We start from the raw sequence: 22782 nt of genomic DNA, 5'->3' as shown, positions 1-22782 counted from the left end.
CGCTTGTACTGCTGGACAATCGTGCCCAGGGCGCCATCCCGGATCCGTATGCGCGCGGCCAGCCGGCCCACTAACTCGGCGCCTCGGGTGTAGGCGTAAGGGGGCAGGGGAAGGGCGGGAAACGACATGGAGCAGCGGCCTAGGAAAACAGCTTGCAGCGAACCGGACCCGTAGCGCTGGGGCTCGGGCCGACGTGCGGACTGGGGGGCGAATCCGCCATTTTATCGTCATCCCCAGTACCGGCGCCCACCCCCGCCACGACGGCCGGTTTTACCCGGAGTGCCGCAGGTTCGGTTCCAATATAGGCATTTACCTATGATCCCATAGGCGTATCCCCCGTTGCTTGGGCCGGCGCGCAACCAGTAGAGTCGGTCGCGACGACAGACACCGCGATGGACCCGATTCCCCATGCCCGCCAACGACACGCCGCAGGACCCCCAGGAAATCTACACCCCGCACGGCACGCAGCGGCTGTTGATGCGCTACGAGGCGGCGCTGGCCCGCGTCCAGGCCAGGCGCGGCATCATCCCCGAGCAGGCCGCCAGGGAGATCGAGCGCACCGCCTCCCCCGACTTCGTCAGCCCCGAAACGGTGGCCGAAGTACGCAAGGAAGCCGGCCATCCCATGGTTTCGCTGATACGCGCCTGGAGCACCGTGCTCCAGGGCGATGCGGCGCAATGGCTGCACTACGGCGCCACCACCCAGGACGCCATGGATACGGTGCAGTTGCTCCAGCTGCGCATGGCCACGCGCTGCGTGGCCGCGCAGATGCGCCAGGCCGAGTCGGCGCTGCTGCGGCTCGCAGCCGAGCACCGAGCCACGCCGATGATCGGCCGGACCGTCGGCCGGCACGCGCTGCCCATCACCTTCGGCCTGAAGGTCGCCTCGTGGATGACGGAGAACCGCCGCTCCATCGAACGCCTCGACTCCTGGCGCCGGCGCAGCGACACCGGCATGCTCTCGGGCGCGGTCGGCACCTATGCCGCGCTGGGCGACGATGCGCTGTCGCTGGAAGCTGAAGTGCTGCGCGAGTTCGGCGTGGGCGCGCCGCTGGCGACAGACTGGAAGGGCAGCCGCGACATCCACGCCGAGTTCGGCGCGCTCGCATCCATCGCGGCCGGCACCTGGCGGCGGATCGCGCAGGAAATATTCCTGCTGCAAGGCGACGACCTGCGCGAAGTGGAGGACCCGAGCGGCTTCGTGGGCTCGTCGACGATGCCGCACAAGGCCAATCCCGACAATGCCCGCCACGTCGTGGCCATCGCCCGGCGCATCGGACGCGAGGCCGGCGTGCTGCTCGACTGGATGGTCAGCATCCACGAGCGCGACCAGATCAGCAATGCCGATTCGCTCGGTGCCGTCGCCACCGACCTCGGCCGGATGATGGCGATCGCCGTGAGGATGGTGGAGAACCTCGTCGTCCTGCCCGACAACATGCGCAGCAATATCGGCCGCACCCAGGGCCTGATCATGGCCGAGCCGGCCATGTTCCTGCTGGGTACGCAAATCGGCAAGCAGAACGCCCACGGCCTGGTCAGGCGCGTGGCGGCGCAGGCCCGGCACAGCGGCCGCTCGCTGGTGGACGAGTTGCGGGATGCCCCCGAAGTGCGCGCGCTGGCGCAGCCGCCGGACCTCGACAGCCTCGCCGACCCCACGCGCTACATCGGCCAATCCGTCGCGGTCGTGGACCGCGCCGTGGCGGCCATCGAAGCGGCGCGGGCGGCGGAGTCAGCGCAGCCGGAGGCGTAGCGGAGGGGTTTTTTCAGGAGCGATCCGCGCAATGCTGCATTTGTCCATACGTCGCATCGAAGTGCTGCTGGCCGTCGCCGACGCCGGCAGCTTCTCGGGCGCGGCCGCCCGGCTCGGCATCGCCCAGCCCTCGGTCAGCGAGCAGGTGCGCGCGCTCGAGAACAGCGTGGGCGAGGTCCTGCTGGAACGGCGGCGCGGCCGGCCGGTGCAGCCCACCGCGGCAGGCCGCCTATTCATCGAACGGGCCCGCGCCGTGCTCGAACAGGCCGACGCGCTGGTCAACCAGTTCGACAACTATGCACGGCGGCACAGCAGGCGGGTAGTGGTCGCCGCGCAGCGCAAGCTGGGGACGACCATCCTGCCCAGCCTGCTGGCGCAGTTCGCCGGCGCGCACCCCGAGGTCAATTTCGAAGTCCGCAACGGCAGCTACGAAAACGTGCGCGAGATGCTGCTCGACGGCACCGCGGACGTCGGCTACTTCCTCGGCAACCAGCGGGTGGCCGACGTGGAATCGACCGTGATCGCGTCCGAGCCTTTCATCTTCGTCGCATCGGCTTCGCATCCGCTGGCCCGGCGCAAGCGGATACGGCCGGCCGAACTGGCGGCGCATCCGTTCATCCGCGGCGCGACCGGCTCGCAGCTCACTCGCGAGATCGACGGCCTGCTGGCAAACGTCGGCCTCGCCGAGCTGGACGTCAATGCGCGCTCTACCGACGACCACGTGATCCGCCAGTTCGTCGAAGCCGGCCTGTCCATCTATTTCGCGATGGAAAAGAGCGTCGCCGCCGACCTGCGCGAACGTCCCATCAAGAAGTTGCCGGTCGCCAGCCCGCCGCTGGCGCTCGCCGTCAGGCAGGCCTTGACGCCACGCCGGCGCATCGGTCCGTTCGTACGCACGTTCTACGCCTACGTGCGGGACAACTGGCCGTGACTCCGACGCCCGCGCGGCAACGCGCGCGGGCCCGAAACCGCTCCAACACGCCGCCTCCGGCGGCTCATGACGACAGGGAGAACACCATGCACCACCATCATTCGCCTGGCAGCGAAACATTCCACCCCGACGCGCCGTCGCGCCGCCGCCTGCTGCAGGCACTGGGAGCACTGCCGTTGGCCGCGGCGGCCGGCGGCACGGCTGCGGCCAACGCAACAGCCGCCTTTCCGGCCAAGGCCATCAAGGTCGTCTGCCCATACGGAGCCGGCAGCCCGGTCGATGTCGTGGGCCGCTACATCGTCGCATGCATGCAGGGCGGTTTTGCGGGCTCGGCCGCCTATGTCGAAAACGTCGCCGGCGGCGGCGGCACCGTCGGCCCTGCCAACGTCCTGCGGGCTCCGGACGACGGCTACACCCTGCTGATCCAGCTGTCGGCCTCGCTGGCCACCGGCCAGTTGCTGAACCCGTCCGCCAAGTACGACCCGGCACGCGATTTCGTTCCGCTCTGGGGCCTCAGCACGATGGGAACGGTCGTCATCGTCAGCGCCCAATCGCCCTACAAGACCATGAAAGAGTTCATGGCCGCCGCCCGCGCGCGGCCCGGCCAGTTGACCTACGGCACCGCGGGCGTCGGTTCGACCCCGCACATCAATACGGAAATGTTCATGCGCGCGACCGGCATCCAGCTGATGCACGTGCCCTACCGCAGCTCCAGCGCCGTCATCACCGATATGCTGGGCGGCCAGATCGACTGCCTGCTGGCCTCGATTTCCTCGGCCGCGCCGCTGATCGCCGATGGGCGTGTCCGGGGCCTGGCCGTGCTGCGGCCGGATCGCGTGAACATCATTTCCGGCGTGCCCACGCTCAAGGAAACGGGCGTCAGCGACTGGCTGCCCACGCCGTCGATCTTCACGCTGTTCTCGTCGGCAGGCGTCCCCCAGGACATACGCGACGCGATCGGCGCCGCGTGCCAGAAGGGACTCGAGCGCGACGTGCAGGCTTCGGGCCGGCTGGAGCAGCTCGGGCTGAACGGCTCTGTCCAGGGAAAGGAACTCGCGCGCTTCGTCGCCGAAGAGCGCGAGGCGCTGGTGCGCACCGTCAAGGAAGCGGGCATCGCGCCAAGCTGAGCGGCCCGCAACCGCGGCCGCCCGGCCGCGGCGAGCCGCGCCCGCTCAGTGCAGGCGGCTGCCCAGCCGCTTGAAATCGAACGGCTGCAGGGTGTCCATGTTGAAAATGGGCTCGGAACTGGCACGCACCCGGCGGCGCGCCGGCAGGTCCGGCACGACCTCGGCCGGCGTTTCGCCGCGCCAGAGATCCACGGCCGCCGCCACGGCCTGCGTCACGTCCTGGCTGCGGTCGAACTGCTCGCGCAGCCACTGGCTGTCGCCGCCCTTGAAAGTGTCGTCGAACAGCGCCTCGAGCATGTCGGCCGTGCCCTGTTCGCGCGCCACCGGCAGCAGGCGCTCGAAGGTGGCGCGCAGGTGGTCGCTCAGGCGCATGCGGCCTTCGGCGGCATCGACGTAGCTGCCGTGTATGCCGAAGCGCGATGCCTGGAAGCGATTGGTGCGGTAGGCCTGCCAGGCCTGTGCGTCCGGCACGGGCTCGTCGGCCAGCACGGCGCCGAGAGCCTGGGCGAAGGCGGCGATCTGGCAAGCCCTTTCGACGGTCAGCGGGGTGTCGCAGACACGCACTTCGACCGTGCCGAATTCGGGCTTGGGGCGAACGTCCCAGTACAGGTCCTTGATGCTCTCGATCAGGCCAGAGGACTGCATCTGCGAGAAATAGCGCTCGAAGCCCTGCCAGTCGCCCACCTCGGGCGGCAGGTGGCCGCACAGCGGGAAGGCGTTCAAGGCATTCAGGCGGCTGCAGGCGAACAACGTGTCCACCCCTTCGAAATACGGCGAGGAAGCGGCCAGTACGATGAAGTGCGGCACATAGCACGACAGCTTGTGCGTCAACGCAATGGCGTCATCGCCGCTCGGCACGCCCAGGTGGATGTGCTGGCCGAACACCGTGAACTGCTGGGCCAGGTAGCCGTACATCTCCGACAGATATTGGAAGCGCGGCGCGTCGTAGATCGCGCGCTCGTTCCAGCGCATGAAGGCATGGGTGCCGCCGCCGGCTACCCGCACGCCGACGGCGTCGGCGGCCTCGACCAGCAGCTTGCGCATGTCGCGCATCTCCGCCAGCAGGCGGTTGGCGTCGGTATGCACCGACGAATTGAGTTCGATCATGGACCGGGTGATCTCGGGTTTGACCCGGTCGGCGTAGGGATGGTTGACGATCTGGGCGAGCAGATCTTCGGCTGCGCCCTTGAGGTCGAAGGTATGCGGATCGACGATCTGCAGTTCGAGTTCGATGCCCAGGGTGTTCGGCTTGGATTCGGTGAATGCGATGGACTGCATCGGGGTCTCCTTGGAGAAGGTGGCCAGGCGAGTTCATCTACCCGGGGGGACGCCGGACGCCCTCACTGCGCCGGGCATCGGCATCACGCGTTTTATTTTGTGTCGTTGAACGAGTTTAGCCGCAAGTTTCGAGCAGATTCCCAATAATTGCCGGATTTTAGTGTGTCGCCTCGCAAGCCCCCCGATTTCAGGGAAGCGCTGGGTAAGCGTTTACTCACTATGCGCAGCCGGCGCAGGGCCAAGAAGTCGAAAATGTAACAGCCGTCACCGCGCCAAGCTGAGAGCAACCGGAACAAACTGGGACAGCATGCCAGCCGAAGATGACCGCTCGGTGGCGCGCCAAAGACCAACGGAAACAAAGGCGCCGGGCCGCCCCAGGGGCGGGCCGAGCCCCCTCGGGGGCTGCCGCGTAGCGGTTGGGGGCCCGCCGTGCCGGGTTCGCGCAAGCGGGTAGAGGGTGGGATGTCCCTGGCTTCCTTAATGCAGGGTCAGCGGGTGCAGCATGTAGTCGTCGAACTGGCTGAGGAATTCGTCGACGTCTTCCATGGAAGGTTCCGTGGCGATCAGTTCGCGCACCTGGTTGCGGAATTGCTCCGCAGATTCGCCCGCGATATAGACTTCGCGGCGCGACTGCTTGTCGACGATCTCGAAACCGCCGCCGGTACTGGCCGCGCCCTCGAGCTGGGCGAACTCGACCACCACGTAGTTGGGACTGTTATAGATCATTTCCATGGTCTGGCTCCTGGAGACAGGGGTCTGACCGACCGCCTGGTCAGTAGATGGGTGCCCGTGCTTGGAAATCAAGATGGCTGGCTGGATCGATCCCGGCTATCGCGAGCGCCCGGCTATCCGCCGCCCTCCACCAGCGTTACCGCTCCCGCGAAACCCGGCCCGTCCAGCTGCCTGCGCAATTCGGCCAAATGGCCGTCCGTGCTCACTTCTATCCACAGCCTGGCCGGTTTCGCGAGCCTGAGCAGGCGCGCCACGGTAACCCGCAGTGGCAATTGCCCCACGCAACAAACGCACCCGGCCGCCAGCTGCACCAGTTCGACCCCCGCAGGGGCCTGGAAGGTTCCCGGCCCGCCTTCGACCACCACGGCCTGCGGGCCCTCGCCCAGGCGCGCCCGGGCACCTTCCAGCGCGAGGCTGCGCCCCGCCCGGAGCTGCGTGCCGACCAGGAGCATGACGGGCACGGGTTTCATCATTTACGCCAGAATGCGCGCGTAAAAAGTACCAGTACAGCAAACAACTCCAAACGCCCGATCAGCATGGCGAAGGTACATATCCAGGTCTGCACGTCGGACAGTTCGGCGAAGCTGCCCATCGGTCCTACCATCCCCAGTCCCGGCCCGGTATTGTTCAGGCTGGCCAGCACGGCGGTGAAGGCGGTGACCGGCTCCAGATCGGTGAACAGCATGGCCATGGTGAGCGTCATCAGCGAGGCCCAGTACAGCAGGATGTAGGCCAGCACCGAATACACCACCTGGTTGGACACGGGCAGCCCGCCCACCCGGATGGGGTTGATGGCGCGCGGGTGCAGGATGTGGATGAATTCGCGGCGCGCCTGCTTGATCAGGATGATCAGCCGGATCATCTTGATGCCGCCGCCGGTCGATCCGGCCGAGGTGGCGAAGCAGGACAGGACCAGCATCAGCACCGGCGCGAAAATGGGCCAGGACGAGTAATCCGTGTTGGCGAAGCCGGTGGTGGTGGCGACCGAAACCGTGTTGAACAGCGCATAGCGGAACGCCGTCCAGGCCGAATCGTAGACGCCGCGCGTATAGAGCAGCACGGTGATCAGCGCCACCCCTATCGCCAGGGCGGCGAGATAGGCCTTGGCCTCGGTGCTGCGGCCATACGGCCCCAGGCTGTGGCGGCGGAAGGCCTGGAAATGCACCGTGAAACTGATGCCCGCGATGATCATGAACACCAGCGACACGAACTCGACGGCGGGCGAGTTGAATGCCGCGAAGCCGGCGTCGCGGTTGGAGAACCCGCCCAGCCCGATGGTCGAGGCCATGTGGCAATAGGCGTCGTACCAGCTCATGCCGGCGGCGCGGTAGGCCAGCGCGCACAGCAGCGAGAACAGCATGTAGATGGCATAGAGCCCCTTGGCCGTTCCGGTGATGCGGGGCGTGAGCTTCTCGTCCTTCATCGGCCCGGGCAGCTCGGCCCGGAAGATCTGGCTGCCCCCCGCTCCCAGCATGGGCAGGATGGCCACCGCCAGCACCAGAATGCCCATGCCGCCTATCCAGATCAGCGTGCAGCGCCAGACGTTGATCGAATGCGGCAGGCCGTCCAGCCCCGACAACACCGTCGCGCCGGTGGTGGTGAGGCCGGACATGGCCTCGAAGTAGGCGTCGGTGACCGACAGCGCCATGCCGGCCTGGTGGTAGTAGAGCAATAGCGGCAGCGCCGCGATCGCCGCCAGCGTGCTCCAGACCAGCGACACCAGCAGGAAGCCGTCGCGCGGCGTCAGCTCGCGCCGGCTGCGCCGGGTAAGGAGGTGCATCGCCAGCCCGATCGCCGCCGAAACGGCCATCGCCTCGGTGAAGGCGTGCCGGGCGCCGTCGCCGAAATGCACGGAAACGCCCAGCGGAATCGCCATCGTGGCGGCGAACAGCACGATGATGAGTCCGAGTACGTTCAGGACCGGAAGCAGTTTGCGCATGGACCGGTCAGAAGAAGGTGGCCGAGACCTGGAACAGTTTTTCCACCTGGGCGATCAGCCGCTGGTGCGCCACGAACACGATGACGTGGTCGTCGGACTCGATGACCGTATCGTGGTGGGCCATCAGCACCTCGTCCTCGCGCACCACGGCGCCTATGGTGGCGCCCTGGGGCATGTCGATGTCCTCGATGCGCCGGCCGACCACCTTGGAAGACTTGGCGTCGCCGTGGGCGATGGCTTCCAGCGCCTCGGTCACGCCGTGGCGCAGCCGGTGGACCGAGACGATATCGCCGCGCCGCACGTAGCGCAGGGTCTCGCCTATGGTCGCCTCGGACGGCGAGATGGCGATGTCGATACGCCCGCCTTCCATCAGTTCGCCGTAGCTCTTGCGGCCGATCAGCGCGATCACCCGGCGCGCGCCCATGCGCTTGGCCAGCAGCGACGACATGATGTTGTCCTCGTCGTCGCTGGTCAGCGCCAGGAACAAGTCCATCTCGGCGACGTTCTCGTCCTCGAGCAGGTTCTCGTCGGTGGCGTCGGCGTTCAGCACCAGCGTCCTGCTGGGCAGCTGGGTGGCCAGGAACTCGCAGCGGCGGCGATTCTGCTCGATGACCTTGACGTCGTACTGCTCGCCGATGCGCCGCGCCAGCCGGAAGCCGATGTTGCCGCCGCCGGCGATCATCACGCGCCTGACGCGCTTGTCGCTCTCGCGCAGCTCGCGGATGATGTTGCGCACGTGCCGGGTATTGGCCAGGAACAGCACTTCGTCGCCGGCCTCGATGCGGGTGTCGCCTTCGGGATTGATCAATCGGTTGTCGCGGAAGATCGCGATGATGCGGACATCCGCGCCCGGCAGGCGCTCGCGCAGGCTCTGGATGGGCTGGTCGGCAAGCGGACTGCCGGTGGCGGCGCGCACCGTCACCGCACAGGCCTTGCCGCCCGCGAATTCCACTACCTGCAGGGCTTCCGGGATCTCGATCAGCTTTTCGATGGTGTTCGTGACGCTGCGCTCGGGGCAGATCAGGTGATCGACGTCGAAGCCGTCCTCGGCCATCAACTCCTCGTGGTCGAGGAACTCGGACGACCGCACGCGCGCGATGCAGCGCGGCACGTTGAACACCTGCTTGGCGATCTTGCAGGCCACTAGATTGCTTTCATCCGCGGTGGCGCAGGAAATGAACAGGTCCGCATCCGCCGCCCCCGCTTCCTGCAGCGTCGACACATACGTCCCGTTGCCCATCAGCCCGCGCAGGTCCAGCCGCTCCTGCAGCATCGCCAGACGCGTTCCGTCCGTATCGATGACGGTAATGTCGTTGTGCTCGGACACCAGATTCTCGGCCACGCTGGTCCCCACCTGCCCCGCGCCGAGTATGAGGATTTTCATGTCCCCTACGCGCTGACGCGCGCCCCCAAGGGGGCGGCGCTGGCGGACTGGCGAAGCCAGATCCGAGGCGCCCTGGCTCGAGGGCCGGCATCCGGCCACGACGCACCACGCCTACCCCAGCCATCTATCCAAGACAGAGTAGCCAAACCCAGGAAGCGGTGGATCCGGCTCCGCCGGTCCACCCGCTTCGCCCCCTGGGGGGCGCGCGTAAGCGCGTAGGGGGGGGCCTTCATATGCTCTTTTTGCGGGAAAGCTCGATGCCCAGTTGCTTGAGCTTGCGGTACAGGTGGGTGCGCTCGAGTCCGGTCTTGTCGGCGACGCGGGTCATGCTGCCGCCTTCGCGAGCCAGGTGGTGCTCGAAATAGATGCGCTCGAAGGCGTCGCGCGCCTCGCGCAGCGGCTGGTCGAGCGACAGGCCGGCCAGCGGCGAGCGTGGCTGGCCGTCGTGCACGGCCAGGCCGGGTGCCGGACGCTCGACGGCGGGAGCCAGGCCGGGCGCGGCCGCACGGACGGGTTCGCCGACCGCCAGCGGCGGGTGGGCAAAAGCCGACACCACCGCGGAGCGGGCGATGGCCGCCGACGCGGGCGCCGGTACGGGCGCGGGCTTGGCGCCGGCGCGGCTGCGCTCCAGCGCGCCGGCGATGGTCTTGAGAAGCCGCGTCATGGTGATGGGCTTCTCGAGGAAGTCGATCGCGCCTATGCGCGTCGCTTCCACGGCCGTATCGATGGTGGCGTGCCCGCTCATCATGATCACCGGCATGTCCAGCAGCTCCTGCGAGGCCCATTCCTTGAGCAGCGTCACGCCGTCGGTGTCGGGCATCCAGATATCCAGCAGCACCACGTCGGGACGATGGGCGGCGCGCAGCGCGCGAGCCGCCGCGGCATTCTCGGCCAGATCGACCGTATGCCCTTCGTCGTAAAGAATTTCCGACAGGAGTTCGCGGATGCCGACCTCGTCGTCAACCACCAAAATTCTGGCCATATCTTTAGAAACCTCTGTTACGCAGACTGCGTCCCCGCAGCTTCGGACATATGCGCGGCATCGCGTGCCGCGTCCCCCCCGGCGAGCCGAGTGAATAGTATAGAGACCATTGCGCCGCCTTCGGGCCTGTTCGACAGGTCGATGCGGCCGCCGTGCTCTTCGACGATCTTCTTGACGATGGCCAACCCCAGGCCGGTCCCGCGCGCCTTGGTCGTGATGTAGGGCTCGAAGGCGCGCTGCAGGATGCGCGCGGCGAAACCGGCCCCGCTGTCGGCCACCACGAATTTGACCGAGGCATGGTCGCGGCCGTCGGGCAGGCTGGTGTTGATCAGCCGGGTGCTGACGGCGATGCGGTCGGCCGGCGTGGCCGCGGCGGCGGCGCCGGACTGGCGGGCGGCCTCCTTGGCCTTTTCCTCGATGGCATCGCGGGCATTGGCGATCAGGTTGTGGATGACCTGGCGCAGCTGGGTGGCATCGCCGCGCACCCGCGGCAGGCTGCGGTCGAGGTCGACCGCCAGCGCGATCTGGCCAGAACCCGCCTTGAGCATCCCGCCGGCCGGATCCCAGCCATAGAGCGTCAGCACCTCGGCCACCAGTTCGTTCAGGTCCAGCAGTTGCGGCTGCGCCGGCGGCGTGCGCGCGTATTCGCGGAAGTCGTCCACCATGTGCTGCATGGAACTGACCTGGTTGATGATGGTGGTGGTCGAGCGCTTGAGCATGTCGGCATCGGGCGGCGCGAGCTTGTCCGCCAGCTTCATGGCGATGCGCTCGGCGGAAAGCTGGATGGGCGTCAGCGGATTCTTGATCTCGTGCGCCAGCCGGCGTGCCACCTCGCCCCAGGCAACCGCGCGGTTGGCCGAAATGACCTCGGTAATATCGTCGAATACCACCACGTAGCCCCCACTGGCGCCTGCCACCGGCAGATGCGATCCGCGTGCCAGCAGCGTAATGGTATTGTCGTCGCCCGTGGGACCGGAAATGTTACGTTCGCCGGCCCTGTCCGGCTCGGCCGCCGATTGGGGTCGGACGATCTCGAACTGGTGCTGCCAGTACTGGCGGCCCGTGCCGGCGGCGGCATGCTCGGCGAACGCCGTGCGCAAGGTATGGGCGAAATCGCCCAGGCCGTCCACGGTTTCCAGCGGACGACCCGCCACGGCGCGCAGGTCCACGCGCAGGATCTGCTGGGCCCCGCGGTTGACGGTCGCCACGCGGAAGGCCTCGTCGAACACCAGCACCCCGGACGACAGGTTGGACAGGATGCTCTCGAGATAGACATTGCTGCGTTCGAGCTGGCGCCGATTGCTCTCGACCATCCGACGCGCCTCGTCCAGCTGGCGCGTCATGGCATTGAACGAACGCGTCAGGTGGCCCAGTTCGTCGCGCTGCGGCGGCTCGGGAATCGGCCGGTAATCGCCCACGCCCACGGCCTGGGTGCCTTCGGCCAGCCGCAGCAGCGGCCGCACCATGCGCGACGACAGCGAAAAAGCCGCCGCGATCGCCGCGAACACGGCGAGCAGCAGCGCCAGCGTCAAGGTGATGCCGTACAGCTTGCGCAGGCCCGTGCGCGACAGCGACAGCTCCTGGTAGTCGCGGTAGCCGCTCTGGACCTCGTCGGCGTTGATGGCGATCTGCTCGGGCACCGGCTGCAGCAATTGGAGGTAGCGCGGCTCCATCGGAATCACGCCGGGCAGCTCGAAGCCGCCCATGGGCGCGATCGGCACGATCACCCGCAGCCGCAGTCCGCCGCCCGCGGCGGTGGTATCGCGGGTCGTGCCCAGCGGTCCCTGGATGCCGTCCACGGTCGTCGGACTGGCCGTGCTGTTGGCTTCCGCCGCCGAATAGCCGCGCGAGATCTTCAATTGGCGCAGGATCTGCGGCGGCGGCGCCTCCGGCACCAGCGGACCGTAGGTATTGGTGGACCATGCGATGACCCGGCCGCTGGCGGTGAACACCATGGCGTCCTGCACCCCGACCTGCTCGCGCAGCCGCGTCAGCGACAGGCCCACGCTCGACTCCTGGGCGTCGCCCAGCTCGATGGACATGGTGCGCGCCTTGGCGCCCATTTCCTGCAGCTGCGAGTCGAGCGCGGCGCGGCCCAGGTTCAGCCCCGATTCGAGCGCGGTGTCGACCCGGATGTTGAACCACGACTCGATCGAGCGCGACAGGAACTGCACCGACAGCATGTAGACCAGCACGCCGGGCACCACGCCCACCAGCGCGAAGGCCAGCGCGAAACGCGCAGTCAGCTTGGCGCCGAACTGCCCGCGCCGCAACTGCGCGCGCAGCCGCACGGTCAGTACGATGACCCAGACGAACAGCGCCAGCGCGATGATGGCATTCAAGCCCAGCAAGACGCCATACTGTTCTTCCAGCCGCGACGAATTGCCGGTGGACCAGGCCAGCAGCAGCAGCAGCAACAGCGCGCTGACGCCGCCCAGGCCGAGCAGCACCCGCAGGAAGCGGTTCAACAGGCGGACGCGATGAGGCTTGATCATCGGCCCTCCGACGGCGGCGTAAGGCCCACTCCGCCGGGACTGGACGGCTGGCCGCCCGGCATCGTCAGTCCCTGTCCGATAGCGGCGCCGCCGTTGGCAGCGCTGCCGGACAGCGAGGGAGGAATGGCCGGCACCGCCGGCAGGCCGGGCTGGACCGCCAGCGGCGGGCCGGCCGGTACCGCGGCGGGCGCAGGCACGGGCGCGGGCGCGGCCGGGCTGGGCGCGCTGCCGAGACGGACGTCGAAATCGGTCCAGGGCGTGGCCAGCGACCAGTCGCTGCTATTGAGCGCATTGACCTGGAACGGCTTGGAAAGCTGGGACACGTCGAACCGCACCCGCAGCCGCCCCTGGTAGGCCGTGTCGGCTTGAAGCGCGTCGCGCTCGCCGATGCGCCAGCTGCGCACGTGGCGCACCACCGACAGGGCTTCGGCCAGCGATCCGACCGGCAGGGCCAGGTTGCCGGAATGGACGCGCCACTGCCGCGTGAGCGGGTTGTAGACGATGCGCCAGGTCTGGTTGGAGGCCAGCACGACCTCGTCGAACCAGTACCAGCGAGGCTTGCGGATCTCGACTTCGACCGAGAAATACAGCGGCAGCCCGCGCGAGACGGCGTCTTCGAGCTGATTGTTCAGATCCAGCGAGACGTCGGCGCTGAGCAGCAGGTCGCGGCCGCGCTCGGCCAGCGACACGGACTGGACCGCCGGCTCGGCCGCCGTGGCCACGCCGCCCCAGGTCAGCGCCAGGACCAGGATGGGCAGGATGAGGACGCGATGGAGTCGAATGATCAAACCTTGGCAAACAACGCGTAGAAGAAACCATCGTGCTGCTCGGCCGGCCGATCGGGTTGCGCCTGCACAAGCAACTGCCCCGGCGCGGGCAAGGGCGCCGCATCCTTGTGGCGAGACTGGAATGCCTGCGCCTGCCTGAGCCCTTCGGCGGGGAAGATCGAGCAGGTTGCGTAGAGCAATTTACCACCGGGCGCCACCACCTGCCACAGCGCATCGGCGATCCGCGCCTGCAGCGCGGCGGTCTTGGCGATGTCGCCTTCGCGGCGCAGCCAGCGGATGTCGGGATGCCGGCGCACGATGCCGGACGCAGTGCAAGGCACGTCGGCCAGCACCGCGTCGAAGGGCCGGCCGTCCCACCAGGAATCCAGGTCCGCCACGTCGGCGGCCCGGGTGCGCGCCGCCAGGCCCAAGCGCGCGAGATTGGCGTCCACCCGCGCCAGGCGGTCGGCATCCACGTCCAGCGCCAGCAGGTCGAGGTCGGCCAGCTCCAGCAGATGGGCGGTCTTGCCGCCCGGCGCCGCGCAGGCGTCGAGCACCCGCATGCCGTCGCGCACGTCCAGCAAGGGCGCCGCCAGTTGCGCGGCGGCGTCCTGCACCGACCACCAGCCCTCGGCGAAACCGGGCAGTTGCTGCACCGGGCGAGCCTGCGCGAGCACCACGCCCGCCGCGCCCACCGGCAGCGCCGCGATGCCGGCCTGGTCCAGCGCGGCCAGCAAGGCCTCGCGCGTGCAGCGGCGCCGGTTCACGCGCAGCACCATGGCCGGCGGCTGGTTGGCCGCGCGCAGCAGGTCCTGCCATTGGTCGGGGTAATCGATACGCAGGCGGCGCACCCACCAGTCCGGGTGGTTCCAGGCCGCTTCGGGCTTGCGCGCCGCCGCGGCGAGCACACTCTCGCGTTCGCGCAGGAAACGCCGCAGGCTGCCGTTCACCAATCCCTTGAAGGGCGCCAGGCTGCGCTGGCTGGAAGCCGCGCGCACCGCCTGGTCCACTACCGTATGCGGGGCATAGTCGACACCCGCTGCCGGCTCGGCCGCCAGCAGCGCGAAGGCGGTCAGCAGCAAGGCGTCCAGCAGCGGATCGGCGGGCTGGCGCGGGATCAGCGCCTGCTTGACCGTACGGGCCAGTCCGAGCTGGCGCATGACATGGAAGGAGATCGCCTGGGCCGCTGGACGGAGGGAGGGCGATGATACGCCGTCGGCTGCATCTTCCCTCGCTGGACCGCTCTTCATCTTGGAACGGTCCGGTATGCGCGCCAGCGCATCGGTCAGGGATTCGCCTGCGAGCACGGCTTGCACCGCGCGGGCGGCGGCCAGCAGGACGTCGGCCAGCGGCGGCGCTTTCACGCCGGAAGCGGGGGGCGGCATCAGGCTGCCCCAGGGGTCCAGCCCCGCACGAATACATCCACGGGCTGGCGCTTGCCGCCTGCCTTTTGCAATTCGATCAGGCGCAGGACGCCGCCGCCTGCCGCCAGGTCCACGCCCTCGGCGCCCGCGCGCAGCACGGTGCCGGGCGCGGCTTGCGTCGATTCGTCCAGCGCGCGGGCGCGCCAGACCTTGACCGGATCGGCCAGGCCGGGCAGCCGCACCGTCGCTCCCGGCACCGGGTTGAACGCCGCCACCCGGCGCGCCAGTTCGGCGGCGGGACGGGCGAGATCGAGCGCCGCCTCGGCCTTGTCCAGCTTGGCCGCATAGGTCACGCCCTCGGCCGGCTGCGGCGTGGCGGGCAGGCCGCCCTGCCCGAGGCGCTCCAGCGCCTGCACGATCAATTCGCCGCCCATCGCGGCCAGCCGGTCGTGCAGCTCGGCAGCCGACTGGCCGGGTTCGATGGGCAGCACGCCCTCGAGCAGCATGTCGCCCGTATCCAGCCCCGCATCCATCTGCATGATGGTGATGCCGGTCTCGGCATCGCCCGCCTCGATCGCCCGCTGGATCGGCGCCGCGCCGCGCCAGCGCGGCAGCAGGCTGGCATGGATGTTCAGGCAGCCCAGGCGTGGAATGCCCAGCACCGCCTGCGGCAGGATCAGGCCATAGGCGGCCACGATCATCGCATCGGCCCGCGCCGCGTGCAGCGCCTCGTGCGCCTGCGCCGCCTCCTGGGGAAACTTGCCGTCCAGCCGCAGGCTGCGCGGCTGCAGCACCGGCACCCCCGCCTCCAGGGCGGCGGTCTTCACGGGGCTGGGCGTCAGCTTGAGCCCCCGCCCCGCCGGGCGATCCGGCTGGGTCAGGACGAGCACGATCTCATGCCCCGCAGCCATCAAGGCCTGCAGCGCAATCTTGGCGAATTCCGGCGTACCGGCGAAAACCAGCTTCATCTGATGATCCCCCCTACGCGCTTCGCGCGCCCCCCAGGGGGCGGTGCTGGCGGACCGGCTGAGCCGGATCCGCGGCACCCTGGGTGGGCGGCGGCGGGAATTGGGGGGTGGCTAGTGTTGGTGAGAATGGAATGATAGCAAGGGGGGGTTGCGTCCCCGCTTTGCGGGTTCCCTCTCTATGGGCGGCGGGGTGGGCGGAGAGGCTCTACGCCGCGGCGAGCTTTTTCAGCTTGGTCTTGATGCGGCTTTGCTTGAGCTGGGAGAGGTATTCGACGAAGACTTTGCCGTCGAGGTGGTCGAGTTCGTGCTGGACGCAGACGGCGAGGAGGCCTTCGGCGTCGAATTCGTAGCGCTCGCCTTGTTCGTTGGTGGCTTCGGCCTTGATGCGGGCGGCGCGCTTGACTTCGTCGTAGACGCCGGGCACGGAGAGGCAGCCTTCCTCGTAGACCTGGGTTTCTTCGCTTTTCCAGGTGATGACCGGATTGATCAGCACCAGCAGGTCGTCGCTCTGCTCGGAGACGTCGATCACCACGATGCGCTCATGGATATCGACTTGCGTGGCGGCCAAGCCGACACCCGGGGCGGCGTACATGGTCTCGGCCATGTCGCGCACGATGCCGCGGATGCGGTCGTCCACGACGGCGACCGGCTTGGCTTTCTTGTGCAGCCGCGCGTCGGGATAGTGGAGTATCGGTAGCAATGCCATGGTCGTATCGCCGCTGCCCGGGAGCGCGGGCGGCGGTTGCGCTAAATCGTTGTTTTGATGGGAATTAGATGGGGCGCAAGCCCCGGATTCCAAGAGGCAAGATAACACAGCTTGCCAGCCGGTTCCGCCTGCGCGGCGACGCACGGCGGAGCGGCGGCCGCCCCTCGGTTTTCCCGTGGGACAAGACGATCCTGAGGCGGCGCCGGCCGACCGCCCGGCATGCTTAACATGGCGGCCCGCAGATACTGCTCTTCGCGCGCCATGCCTCTTGTCCACTCTCAGGAAGAATTGTCCGCCTGGCTCCGGCTCTCGCTCGAACCCGGCATCGGGCCCGCCACCGCCGGCGAGCTGCTGCGCGAGATCGGCCCGCCGCCGACGCTCTATGGCCTGTCCCGGCAGGCGCTGGCCGAGCGCTTGCCCGCCCCTCTGGCCGGCCAGTTGCGCGACCCTCCGTCCGCCCCGATGCGGGAAGCCGTCGAACGCGCGCTGGAATGGGTGCAGGCGCCCGGCCGCCACGTGCTGACGCTGGGCGATGGCGCCTATCCGCAGGCGCTGCGCGACCTGCACGACCCGCCGCCGGTGCTCTACGTGTGCGGCGACCCGGCATGGCTGAGCCGGCCGGCCATCGCCGTGGTCGGCGCCCGCAACGCCACGCCCGACGGCCTGGCGAGCGCTCACGCCTTCGCCCGCCACCTGGCGCGCCAGGGTTGGTGCATCGTCAGCGGCATGGCACTCGGCATCGACGCGGCCGCCCATCGAGGCGCGCTGGAGGCGGGCGCGGCCGGCGGCGGCACGATAGCGGTGGTGGGGACGGGCGCCGACGTGGTCTACCCCGCGCGCCATCGCCGCCTGGCGCAGGAGATCGAAGCCATGGGGGCCATCGTGTCCGAATTCCCGCTCGGCACGCCGGCGCTGGCGCATCAGTTTCCCCGCCGCAACCGGCTGGTGGCGGGCCTGGCGCGCGGCACGCTGGTGGCCGAGGCCGCCCTGCGCAGCGGTTCGCTGATCACCGCCCGGCTGGCGGCAGAGACCGGCCGCGAGGTGTTCGCGATCCCCGGCTCCATCCACTCGCCGCTGGCGCGCGGCTGCCATGCGCTGATCCGCCAGGGCGCCACACTGGTCGAGTCGGCGGAGGACATCCTGGACGAGCTGCACGGCGCGCGGCGGCTCTTCGGCCGCTCCGGAGAAGAGCCGGGATCCGCGCCGGTTCCCGCGGACGGACTGCTCGCGGCGATGGGCTACGGCCCGATCCACCTGGACGCCCTGGCCGCGCGCAGCGGACTGGCCGTTCCCGTTCTGCAGGCGCGCCTGCTCGCGCTGGAGCTGCAGGGCCGGGTCGCGCGCCTGGACGGAGGACGCTACCAAGTGTGCCGCGCGCACAACGCATGAGCAGGAAGCGGCCGCTCATTTGCCTGGGCGGGCAATTGAGCGTAGAGTGGTCCAGGCCTTACACGCTGACTTATGTTTGACATTCTCGTCTACCTCTTCGAGAACTACTACACGCCGGAAGCGTGCCCGGATCCGGACACGCTGGCGCGCAAACTTGCCGCCGCCGGCTTCGAAGACGATGAAATCGACGACGCCCTGACCTGGCTGTCCGGGCTTGCCGAATCCACTCATCGTTGCGTTGATCTCGCCCTCGTCCCCAGCAGCGGCTGTCGTATCTACGCCGATGCCGAGTATCGCCAGCTCGGTTCGGAAGCCGTGGGTTTCATTGCCTTCCTCGAGTCGGCAGGCGTGTTGTCGTCCCCCCTGCGCGAAATCGTCATCGACCGCGCCTTCGCCCTCGGCGAAGCTCCCGTCCCCCTCGAAAAGCTCAAGATCATCGTGCTGATGGTCCTGTGGAGCCAGGAAACGGAGATCGACAACCTGATCCTGGAAGAGCTCCTGGAAGACGGCACCGCACGACAACTCCATTAGAGGCGGCCCTCCGGGGGCCCTACACCAGCGGGCAAAGGGGATGGGTCCCCTTTACTGGACAAAGGTCCACCCGTATCATCCGGCGCTTTGACGCACTTATTATTAGCGGGCGTCGGCTCCGTTCTACTGGAAGTCAATGGGCAAAACTCTGATCATCGCCGAGAAACCGTCGGTCGCGCTGGATATTTCCCGCGCGCTGGGAGGATTCAAGCGCGAAGGCGATTACTTCGAAAGCGACGACTACGTGCTTGCTTCGAGCATCGGGCACCTGCTCACGCTCGTCGCCCCCAATGATCCGGTCAAGGGCAAATGGAGCTTCACGCACCTTCCGGTGATTCCGCCCGAGTTCGAGCTGGGGCCGGCCGACAAGCGCTCGGAAGAGCGGCTGCGGCTGCTGGTGCGGCTGATCAAGCGCAAGGACGTCGACGCGCTGATCAACGCCTGCGACGCAGGGCGCGAGGGCGAGCTGATCTTCCGCTACATCGTCCAGTACGCCAAAACCAACAAGCCGATCCGCCGGCTGTGGCTGCAGTCGATGACGCAGCAGGCGATCCGCGACGCGTTCGCCGACCTGCGCAGCGACTCCGCGCTGCAGCCGCTCGAATCGGCGGCGCGCTCGCGCGCCGAGGCCGACTGGCTGGTGGGCATCAACGGCACGCGCGCCATGACCGCCTTCAACAGCAAGGACGGCGGCTTCTTCAAGACGCCGGTGGGCCGCGTGCAGACGCCGACGCTGGCCATCGTGGCCGAGCGCGAGGAACGCATCCGCCGGTTCGTGCCGCGCGACTTCTGGGAAGTGCGCGCGCAGTTCGTCGCCGCTGCGGGCCTGTACGAAGGCCGCTGGTTCGACCCCAAGCACGTCAAGGATCCACAAGACGCCGAGAAACGCGATTCGCGCCTGTGGAGCAAGGCCGCGGCCGAGTCGGTGGTGGCGGCCTGCCGCGACCGCACCGGCACCGTCACCGAGGAATCCAAACCCTCGACCCAGTTGTCCGGGCTGCTCTACGACCTGACCACGCTGCAGCGCGAGGCCAACTCGCGCTTCGGCTACTCGGCCAAGACCACGCTGGCGCTGGCGCAGTCGCTGTACGAGCGCCACAAGGCGCTGACCTACCCGCGTACCGATTCGCGCTACCTGCCGGAAGACTACGTCGTCACCGTGCGCCAGACCATGCAGACGCTGGCGGCCGGCCGGCCCGGCTATGCGCCGTTCGCCAGCCAGATCCTGGACAAGGGCTGGGTCAAGCCCAACCGCCGCGTGTTCGACAACAAGAAGGTGTCGGACCACTTCGCCATCATCCCGACGCTGCAGGCGCCGCGCGAGATGAGCGAAGCCGAGGCCAAGCTGTACGACATGGTGGTCAAGCGCTTCCTGGCGGTGTTCTTCCCCGCCGCGGAATTCCTGGTCACGACCCGCATCACCGAGGTCGCCGGCCATCATTTCAAGACTGAAGGCAAGGTCCTGGTCAACCCGGGCTGGATGGCCATCTACGGCCGCGAGAGCCAGGGCGAGGACGCCAACCTCGTTCCCGTCGCCGCGGGCGAGCAGGTGCGCACCGAGGAAATCGAGGCCGTGGGCCTGGTCACCAAGCCGCCGGCGCGCTATTCCGAAGCCACGCTGCTGTCGGCCATGGAAGGCGCCGGCAAGCTGGTGGACGACGAGGAATTGCGCGAGGCCATGTCGGCGCGCGGCCTGGGCACGCCGGCCACGCGCGCGGGCATCATCGAAGGCCTGATCAACGAAGTCTATCTGCGCCGCGAAGGCCGCGACCTGGTGCCGACCGCCAAGGCGCGCCAGTTGATGACGCTGCTCGGGGGCCTGGACGTGGACGAGCTCACTTCCCCCGAGCTGACCGGCGAGTGGGAGCACAAGCTGTCGCAGATCGAGCGCGGCCAATTGGCGCGCGAGGCCTTCATGCGCGAGATAGCGCAAATGACCCAGGTCATCGTCAAGCGCGCCAAGGAATACGACCGCGACACCGTGCCGGGCGACTACGCCACGCTGGCCACGCCCTGCCCGAAATGCGGCGGCGTGGTGAAGGAGAACTACCGCCGCTACGCCTGCACGGCCTGCGACTTCTCCATCAGCAAGCATCCGGGCGGCCGCACGTTCGAGTTGCCGGAAGTCGAGGAACTGCTGGCCAAGCGCGAGATCGGCCCGCTCAACGGCTTCATCAGCAAGATGGGCCGCCCCTTCTCGGCCATCCTGCGCATCACCGACGAATACAAGCTCGAGTTCGATTTCGGCCAGGACGACGAGGAATCCAGCGAACCGGTGGATTTCTCCGGCCAGACGCCGGTCGGCGCCTGCCCCAAGTGTCATGCGCGCGTCTTCGAGCATGGCATGAGCTATGTCTGCGAGAAATCGGTCGGACCGCAGCGCAGCTGCGATTTCCGTTCGGGCAAGGTAATCCTGCAGCAGGAGATCACCGCCGAGCAGATGGGCAAGCTGCTGTCGGAAGGCCGCACCGACTTGCTGCAGAACTTCGTCTCCAGCCGCACCAACCGCAAGTTCAAGGCCTTCCTGGTCAGGCAGGCGGACGGCAAGATCGGCTTCGAGTTCGAGCCGCGCCCCGCCAAGAGCGGCAAGGCGGCCGGCAGCGCGGCCGAGCGCAAGGCGGCGGATGCAGGCGAGGCCGAGGCGCCGGCGCCGAAGAAGGCCGCGGCCAAAAAGGCTGCAGCCAAGAAGGCGCCCGCCAAGAAAGCCGCAGCCAAAAAAGCCCCGGCCAAGACTGCGGCCAAGAAAGCCCCGGCTAAAAAAACGGCCAGAAAGGCCGCAGCCAAGACCACGACCTGAGCCGCCCCATGACCGCCGAATCCAAGAAGGCGCCCAGCCGGGCGCGCAAGTCCTCCATTGCCGAGCCGCCCGCCCAAGCGATGCGCGTCGAGGCCGATCCCGCTCCCAACGGCAAGGCCTGGCACATCGTGCGGCGTTCGCGGGTGCACGGAACGGGAGTATTCGCCGCGCGCAAGATTCCCGCCGGGACGCGCATCATGGAGTACACCGGCGAGATCATCAGCGCCAAGGAGGCGGACCGGCGCCATCCGGTAAACCCGGACGACCCGTACCACACCTTTTTCTTCGCGCTGGACGGCGGCAAGGTCATCGACGGCGGCAGCCACGGCAACGACGCGCGCTGGATCAACCACTGCTGCGAACCCAATTGCGAAGCCGAGGAAACCGACGACGGCCGCGTCTTCATCGCCACGCTGCAGCCCATCGAGCGCGGCGAGGAACTGAACTACGACTACGGCCTGATCATCGACGAGCGCCTGACCCCCACGCTCAAGAAGAACTACCAGTGCCTGTGCGGCAAGCCCTCCTGCCGCGGCACCATGCTGGCGCTCAAGCGCCGGCGCAAGCCGGCAGCTTGAACGGCGCAGGCCGGCCACCGGGCCCGCGCCGCCAACCGGCCGCGGGCTCGATGGCGCTGCGCTTCAGACCACCGCGTCGCGGCCGCGGCCGCCCACGGTTGCCATCCAGCTAGCCACGAAGGCACCGATCAGCATGGACGCGAACGCCCACAACGCGAAGCCCGCGGCGGCCTTGCGGGCCGCATCGGCGGCTTCGCGCGCCTTCTGCTCGGCCTGCTCGGCGGCCTGCTTGGCACGCGCGACAGTGGCGTCGATGCGCTGCTGCGCCGTCGCTTCGTCGATGCCGGCCTGCGCCGACACGACACGCGCGGCATAGGTCCGGTCTTCCTGGCTGAGTTCGCCGCGGGCCAGGCTGACCGCCATGATGCGGCCCAGCTCCATGCGCGCGGCGTTGCGGTCCGACGGCGCGGGCTGTTCGGATCGCAGCAGCGTATCCACGAAGTACTGGCTCGAGGCGCGCATGGTGTCGGGCGAGGCACTGCCTGCCACCGCGCCCGCCGCTGCCGCCCCGGCACCCGCAGCCACCGTGGCGCCGGCCTTGGCCGTACCGCTCGCCACGGAGGTGACCGCAGAGCCGAGCACGACTGCGCTGACGACGGCGCTCAGCGCCCAGACCAGCAGGCCGTGCGCCGTATCGCGGAAAAAGACCTCGTCGGTATGGATTCCCACCCACTTGGTCCGCAGCCGGCCGGCGATGTAGCCGCCCAGGCCGAAAGAGACGATGTGCGTCGCGATCATCCAGATGATGGCGCCTATCCCCAGCGCCATGGCCGAGGCGCCTTCGCCGCGCCACGGCGACATCGAGACGAAACCCAGGCCGGATCCGCCGGCCAGCAGCATGAGGAACATGGCCGCCGCGACGACCGCGCCGGCGAAAATGGCCGCCCACGACACGCCGGAGCGTGGCGACTCGACGTAGGGCGCAGGAGCGGCGGGATACGGATTACCAACGGTGCGTGTGCTTTCCATGACGTTGCCTTTCTTTTTGCGTAGTGGAATGGGCAAGAGCGAATGCCTTGTCGGCTCAGAAAAGAATGGCGAGCAGAATGATGATGGGAATGGGAA

General features: G+C 68.3%; 19 protein-coding genes. 7 read left to right on the top strand and 12 right to left on the bottom strand.

Annotated features, from left to right (window positions below):
- Positions 1 to 408 precede the first annotated feature (408 nt).
- The 3 genes from PIGHUM_RS12865 to PIGHUM_RS12855 all read left to right on the top strand — a co-directional run bounded on the left by PIGHUM_RS12865 (position 409) and on the right by PIGHUM_RS12855 (position 3807).
- Positions 409 to 1749 (top strand): lyase family protein, encoded by a 1341-nt coding sequence (locus PIGHUM_RS12865; protein ID WP_124080006.1) that lies wholly within the window; start codon positions 409 to 411, stop codon positions 1747 to 1749.
- 31 nt (positions 1750 to 1780) lie between these two features.
- A complete protein-coding gene (locus tag PIGHUM_RS12860; protein ID WP_160142252.1) occupies positions 1781 to 2680 on the top strand; it encodes a LysR family transcriptional regulator in 900 nt (299 codons plus the stop codon).
- Between the two features lie 86 nt (positions 2681 to 2766).
- Complete coding sequence (locus tag PIGHUM_RS12855) at positions 2767 to 3807, top strand: Bug family tripartite tricarboxylate transporter substrate binding protein (RefSeq protein WP_124080004.1); 1041 nt, start codon at positions 2767 to 2769, stop codon at positions 3805 to 3807.
- A 45-nt stretch (positions 3808 to 3852) separates the two neighbouring features.
- On the opposite strand, the gene PIGHUM_RS12850 is transcribed toward PIGHUM_RS12855, so the two are convergent.
- The 11 genes from PIGHUM_RS12850 to def form a co-directional block, all read right to left on the bottom strand.
- Positions 3853 to 5085 (bottom strand): YbdK family carboxylate-amine ligase, encoded by a 1233-nt coding sequence (locus tag PIGHUM_RS12850; RefSeq protein WP_124080003.1) that lies wholly within the window; start codon positions 5083 to 5085, stop codon positions 3853 to 3855.
- 477 nt (positions 5086 to 5562) lie between these two features.
- Positions 5563 to 5817 carry a BTH_I0359 family protein gene (locus PIGHUM_RS12845; RefSeq protein ID WP_124080002.1) on the bottom strand — a complete coding sequence of 85 codons (255 nt, stop codon included), beginning with the start codon at positions 5815 to 5817 and terminating at the stop codon, positions 5563 to 5565.
- A 113-nt stretch (positions 5818 to 5930) separates the two neighbouring features.
- On the bottom strand, positions 5931 to 6290 hold the full coding sequence (locus PIGHUM_RS12840) for a GTP-binding protein (protein ID WP_124080001.1): 360 nt from the start codon (positions 6288 to 6290) through the stop codon (positions 5931 to 5933).
- The gene (locus tag PIGHUM_RS12835; RefSeq protein ID WP_124080000.1) at positions 6287 to 7756 is read right to left on the bottom strand and encodes a TrkH family potassium uptake protein; all 1470 of its coding nucleotides are present in this window, start codon (positions 7754 to 7756) and stop codon (positions 6287 to 6289) included. Before PIGHUM_RS12835 ends, PIGHUM_RS12840 begins: the two co-directional genes overlap by 4 nt.
- A 7-nt stretch (positions 7757 to 7763) precedes the next feature.
- Positions 7764 to 9140, bottom strand: a complete 1377-nt coding sequence (trkA, locus tag PIGHUM_RS12830) for a Trk system potassium transporter TrkA (protein WP_124079999.1) — start codon at positions 9138 to 9140, stop codon at positions 7764 to 7766.
- Positions 9141 to 9369: 229 nt separating this feature from the next.
- On the bottom strand, positions 9370 to 10122 hold the full coding sequence (locus PIGHUM_RS12825) for a response regulator (protein ID WP_124079998.1): 753 nt from the start codon (positions 10120 to 10122) through the stop codon (positions 9370 to 9372).
- A 17-nt stretch (positions 10123 to 10139) separates the two neighbouring features.
- Positions 10140 to 12590, bottom strand: coding sequence for a sensor histidine kinase (locus PIGHUM_RS12820; protein ID WP_124080010.1), 2451 nt, complete (start codon positions 12588 to 12590; stop codon positions 10140 to 10142).
- A gap of 23 nt (positions 12591 to 12613) precedes the next feature.
- Entirely contained in the window at positions 12614 to 13405 is a 792-nt protein-coding gene (locus PIGHUM_RS12815; protein WP_124079997.1) for a DUF4390 domain-containing protein, read from the bottom strand.
- Complete coding sequence (gene rsmB / locus PIGHUM_RS12810; protein ID WP_124079996.1) at positions 13402 to 14769, bottom strand: 16S rRNA (cytosine(967)-C(5))-methyltransferase RsmB; 1368 nt, start codon at positions 14767 to 14769, stop codon at positions 13402 to 13404. The genes PIGHUM_RS12815 and rsmB overlap by 4 nt, the downstream gene beginning before the upstream one ends.
- Positions 14769 to 15716, bottom strand: a complete 948-nt coding sequence (gene fmt, locus PIGHUM_RS12805; RefSeq protein WP_124079995.1) for a methionyl-tRNA formyltransferase — start codon at positions 15714 to 15716, stop codon at positions 14769 to 14771. Before fmt ends, rsmB begins: the two co-directional genes overlap by 1 nt.
- 205 nt (positions 15717 to 15921) lie before the next feature.
- Positions 15922 to 16422 (bottom strand): peptide deformylase, encoded by a 501-nt coding sequence (gene def / locus PIGHUM_RS12800; protein ID WP_124079994.1) that lies wholly within the window; start codon positions 16420 to 16422, stop codon positions 15922 to 15924.
- A 261-nt stretch (positions 16423 to 16683) separates the two neighbouring features.
- Here def and dprA point away from each other — a divergent pair, with 261 nt between their 5' ends.
- The 4 genes from dprA (at position 16684) to PIGHUM_RS12780 (ending at position 21717) form a co-directional block, all read left to right on the top strand.
- Positions 16684 to 17811 (top strand): DNA-processing protein DprA, encoded by a 1128-nt coding sequence (gene dprA / locus PIGHUM_RS12795; RefSeq protein WP_124079993.1) that lies wholly within the window; start codon positions 16684 to 16686, stop codon positions 17809 to 17811.
- Positions 17812 to 17883: 72 nt separating this feature from the next.
- Entirely contained in the window at positions 17884 to 18342 is a 459-nt protein-coding gene (locus PIGHUM_RS12790; protein ID WP_124079992.1) for a Smg family protein, read from the top strand.
- Between the two features lie 136 nt (positions 18343 to 18478).
- Positions 18479 to 21139 (top strand): DNA topoisomerase III, encoded by a 2661-nt coding sequence (locus PIGHUM_RS12785; RefSeq protein WP_124079991.1) that lies wholly within the window; start codon positions 18479 to 18481, stop codon positions 21137 to 21139.
- 80 nt (positions 21140 to 21219) lie between these two features.
- Entirely contained in the window at positions 21220 to 21717 is a 498-nt protein-coding gene (locus PIGHUM_RS12780; RefSeq protein ID WP_124080009.1) for an SET domain-containing protein, read from the top strand.
- Between the two features lie 63 nt (positions 21718 to 21780).
- Here PIGHUM_RS12780 and PIGHUM_RS12775 read toward each other — a convergent pair whose 3' ends face one another.
- Positions 21781 to 22686, bottom strand: coding sequence for a hypothetical protein (locus tag PIGHUM_RS12775; RefSeq protein ID WP_124079990.1), 906 nt, complete (start codon positions 22684 to 22686; stop codon positions 21781 to 21783).
- Positions 22687 to 22782 lie beyond the last annotated feature (96 nt).

This window comes from Pigmentiphaga humi (assembly GCF_900606115.1).
In the GTDB taxonomy this organism is placed as follows: domain Bacteria; phylum Pseudomonadota; class Gammaproteobacteria; order Burkholderiales; family Burkholderiaceae_B; genus Pigmentiphaga; species Pigmentiphaga humi.
The sequence above is the reverse complement of the archived record's forward strand: the minus strand, read 5'-3'. Positions and strand labels throughout refer to the sequence as shown.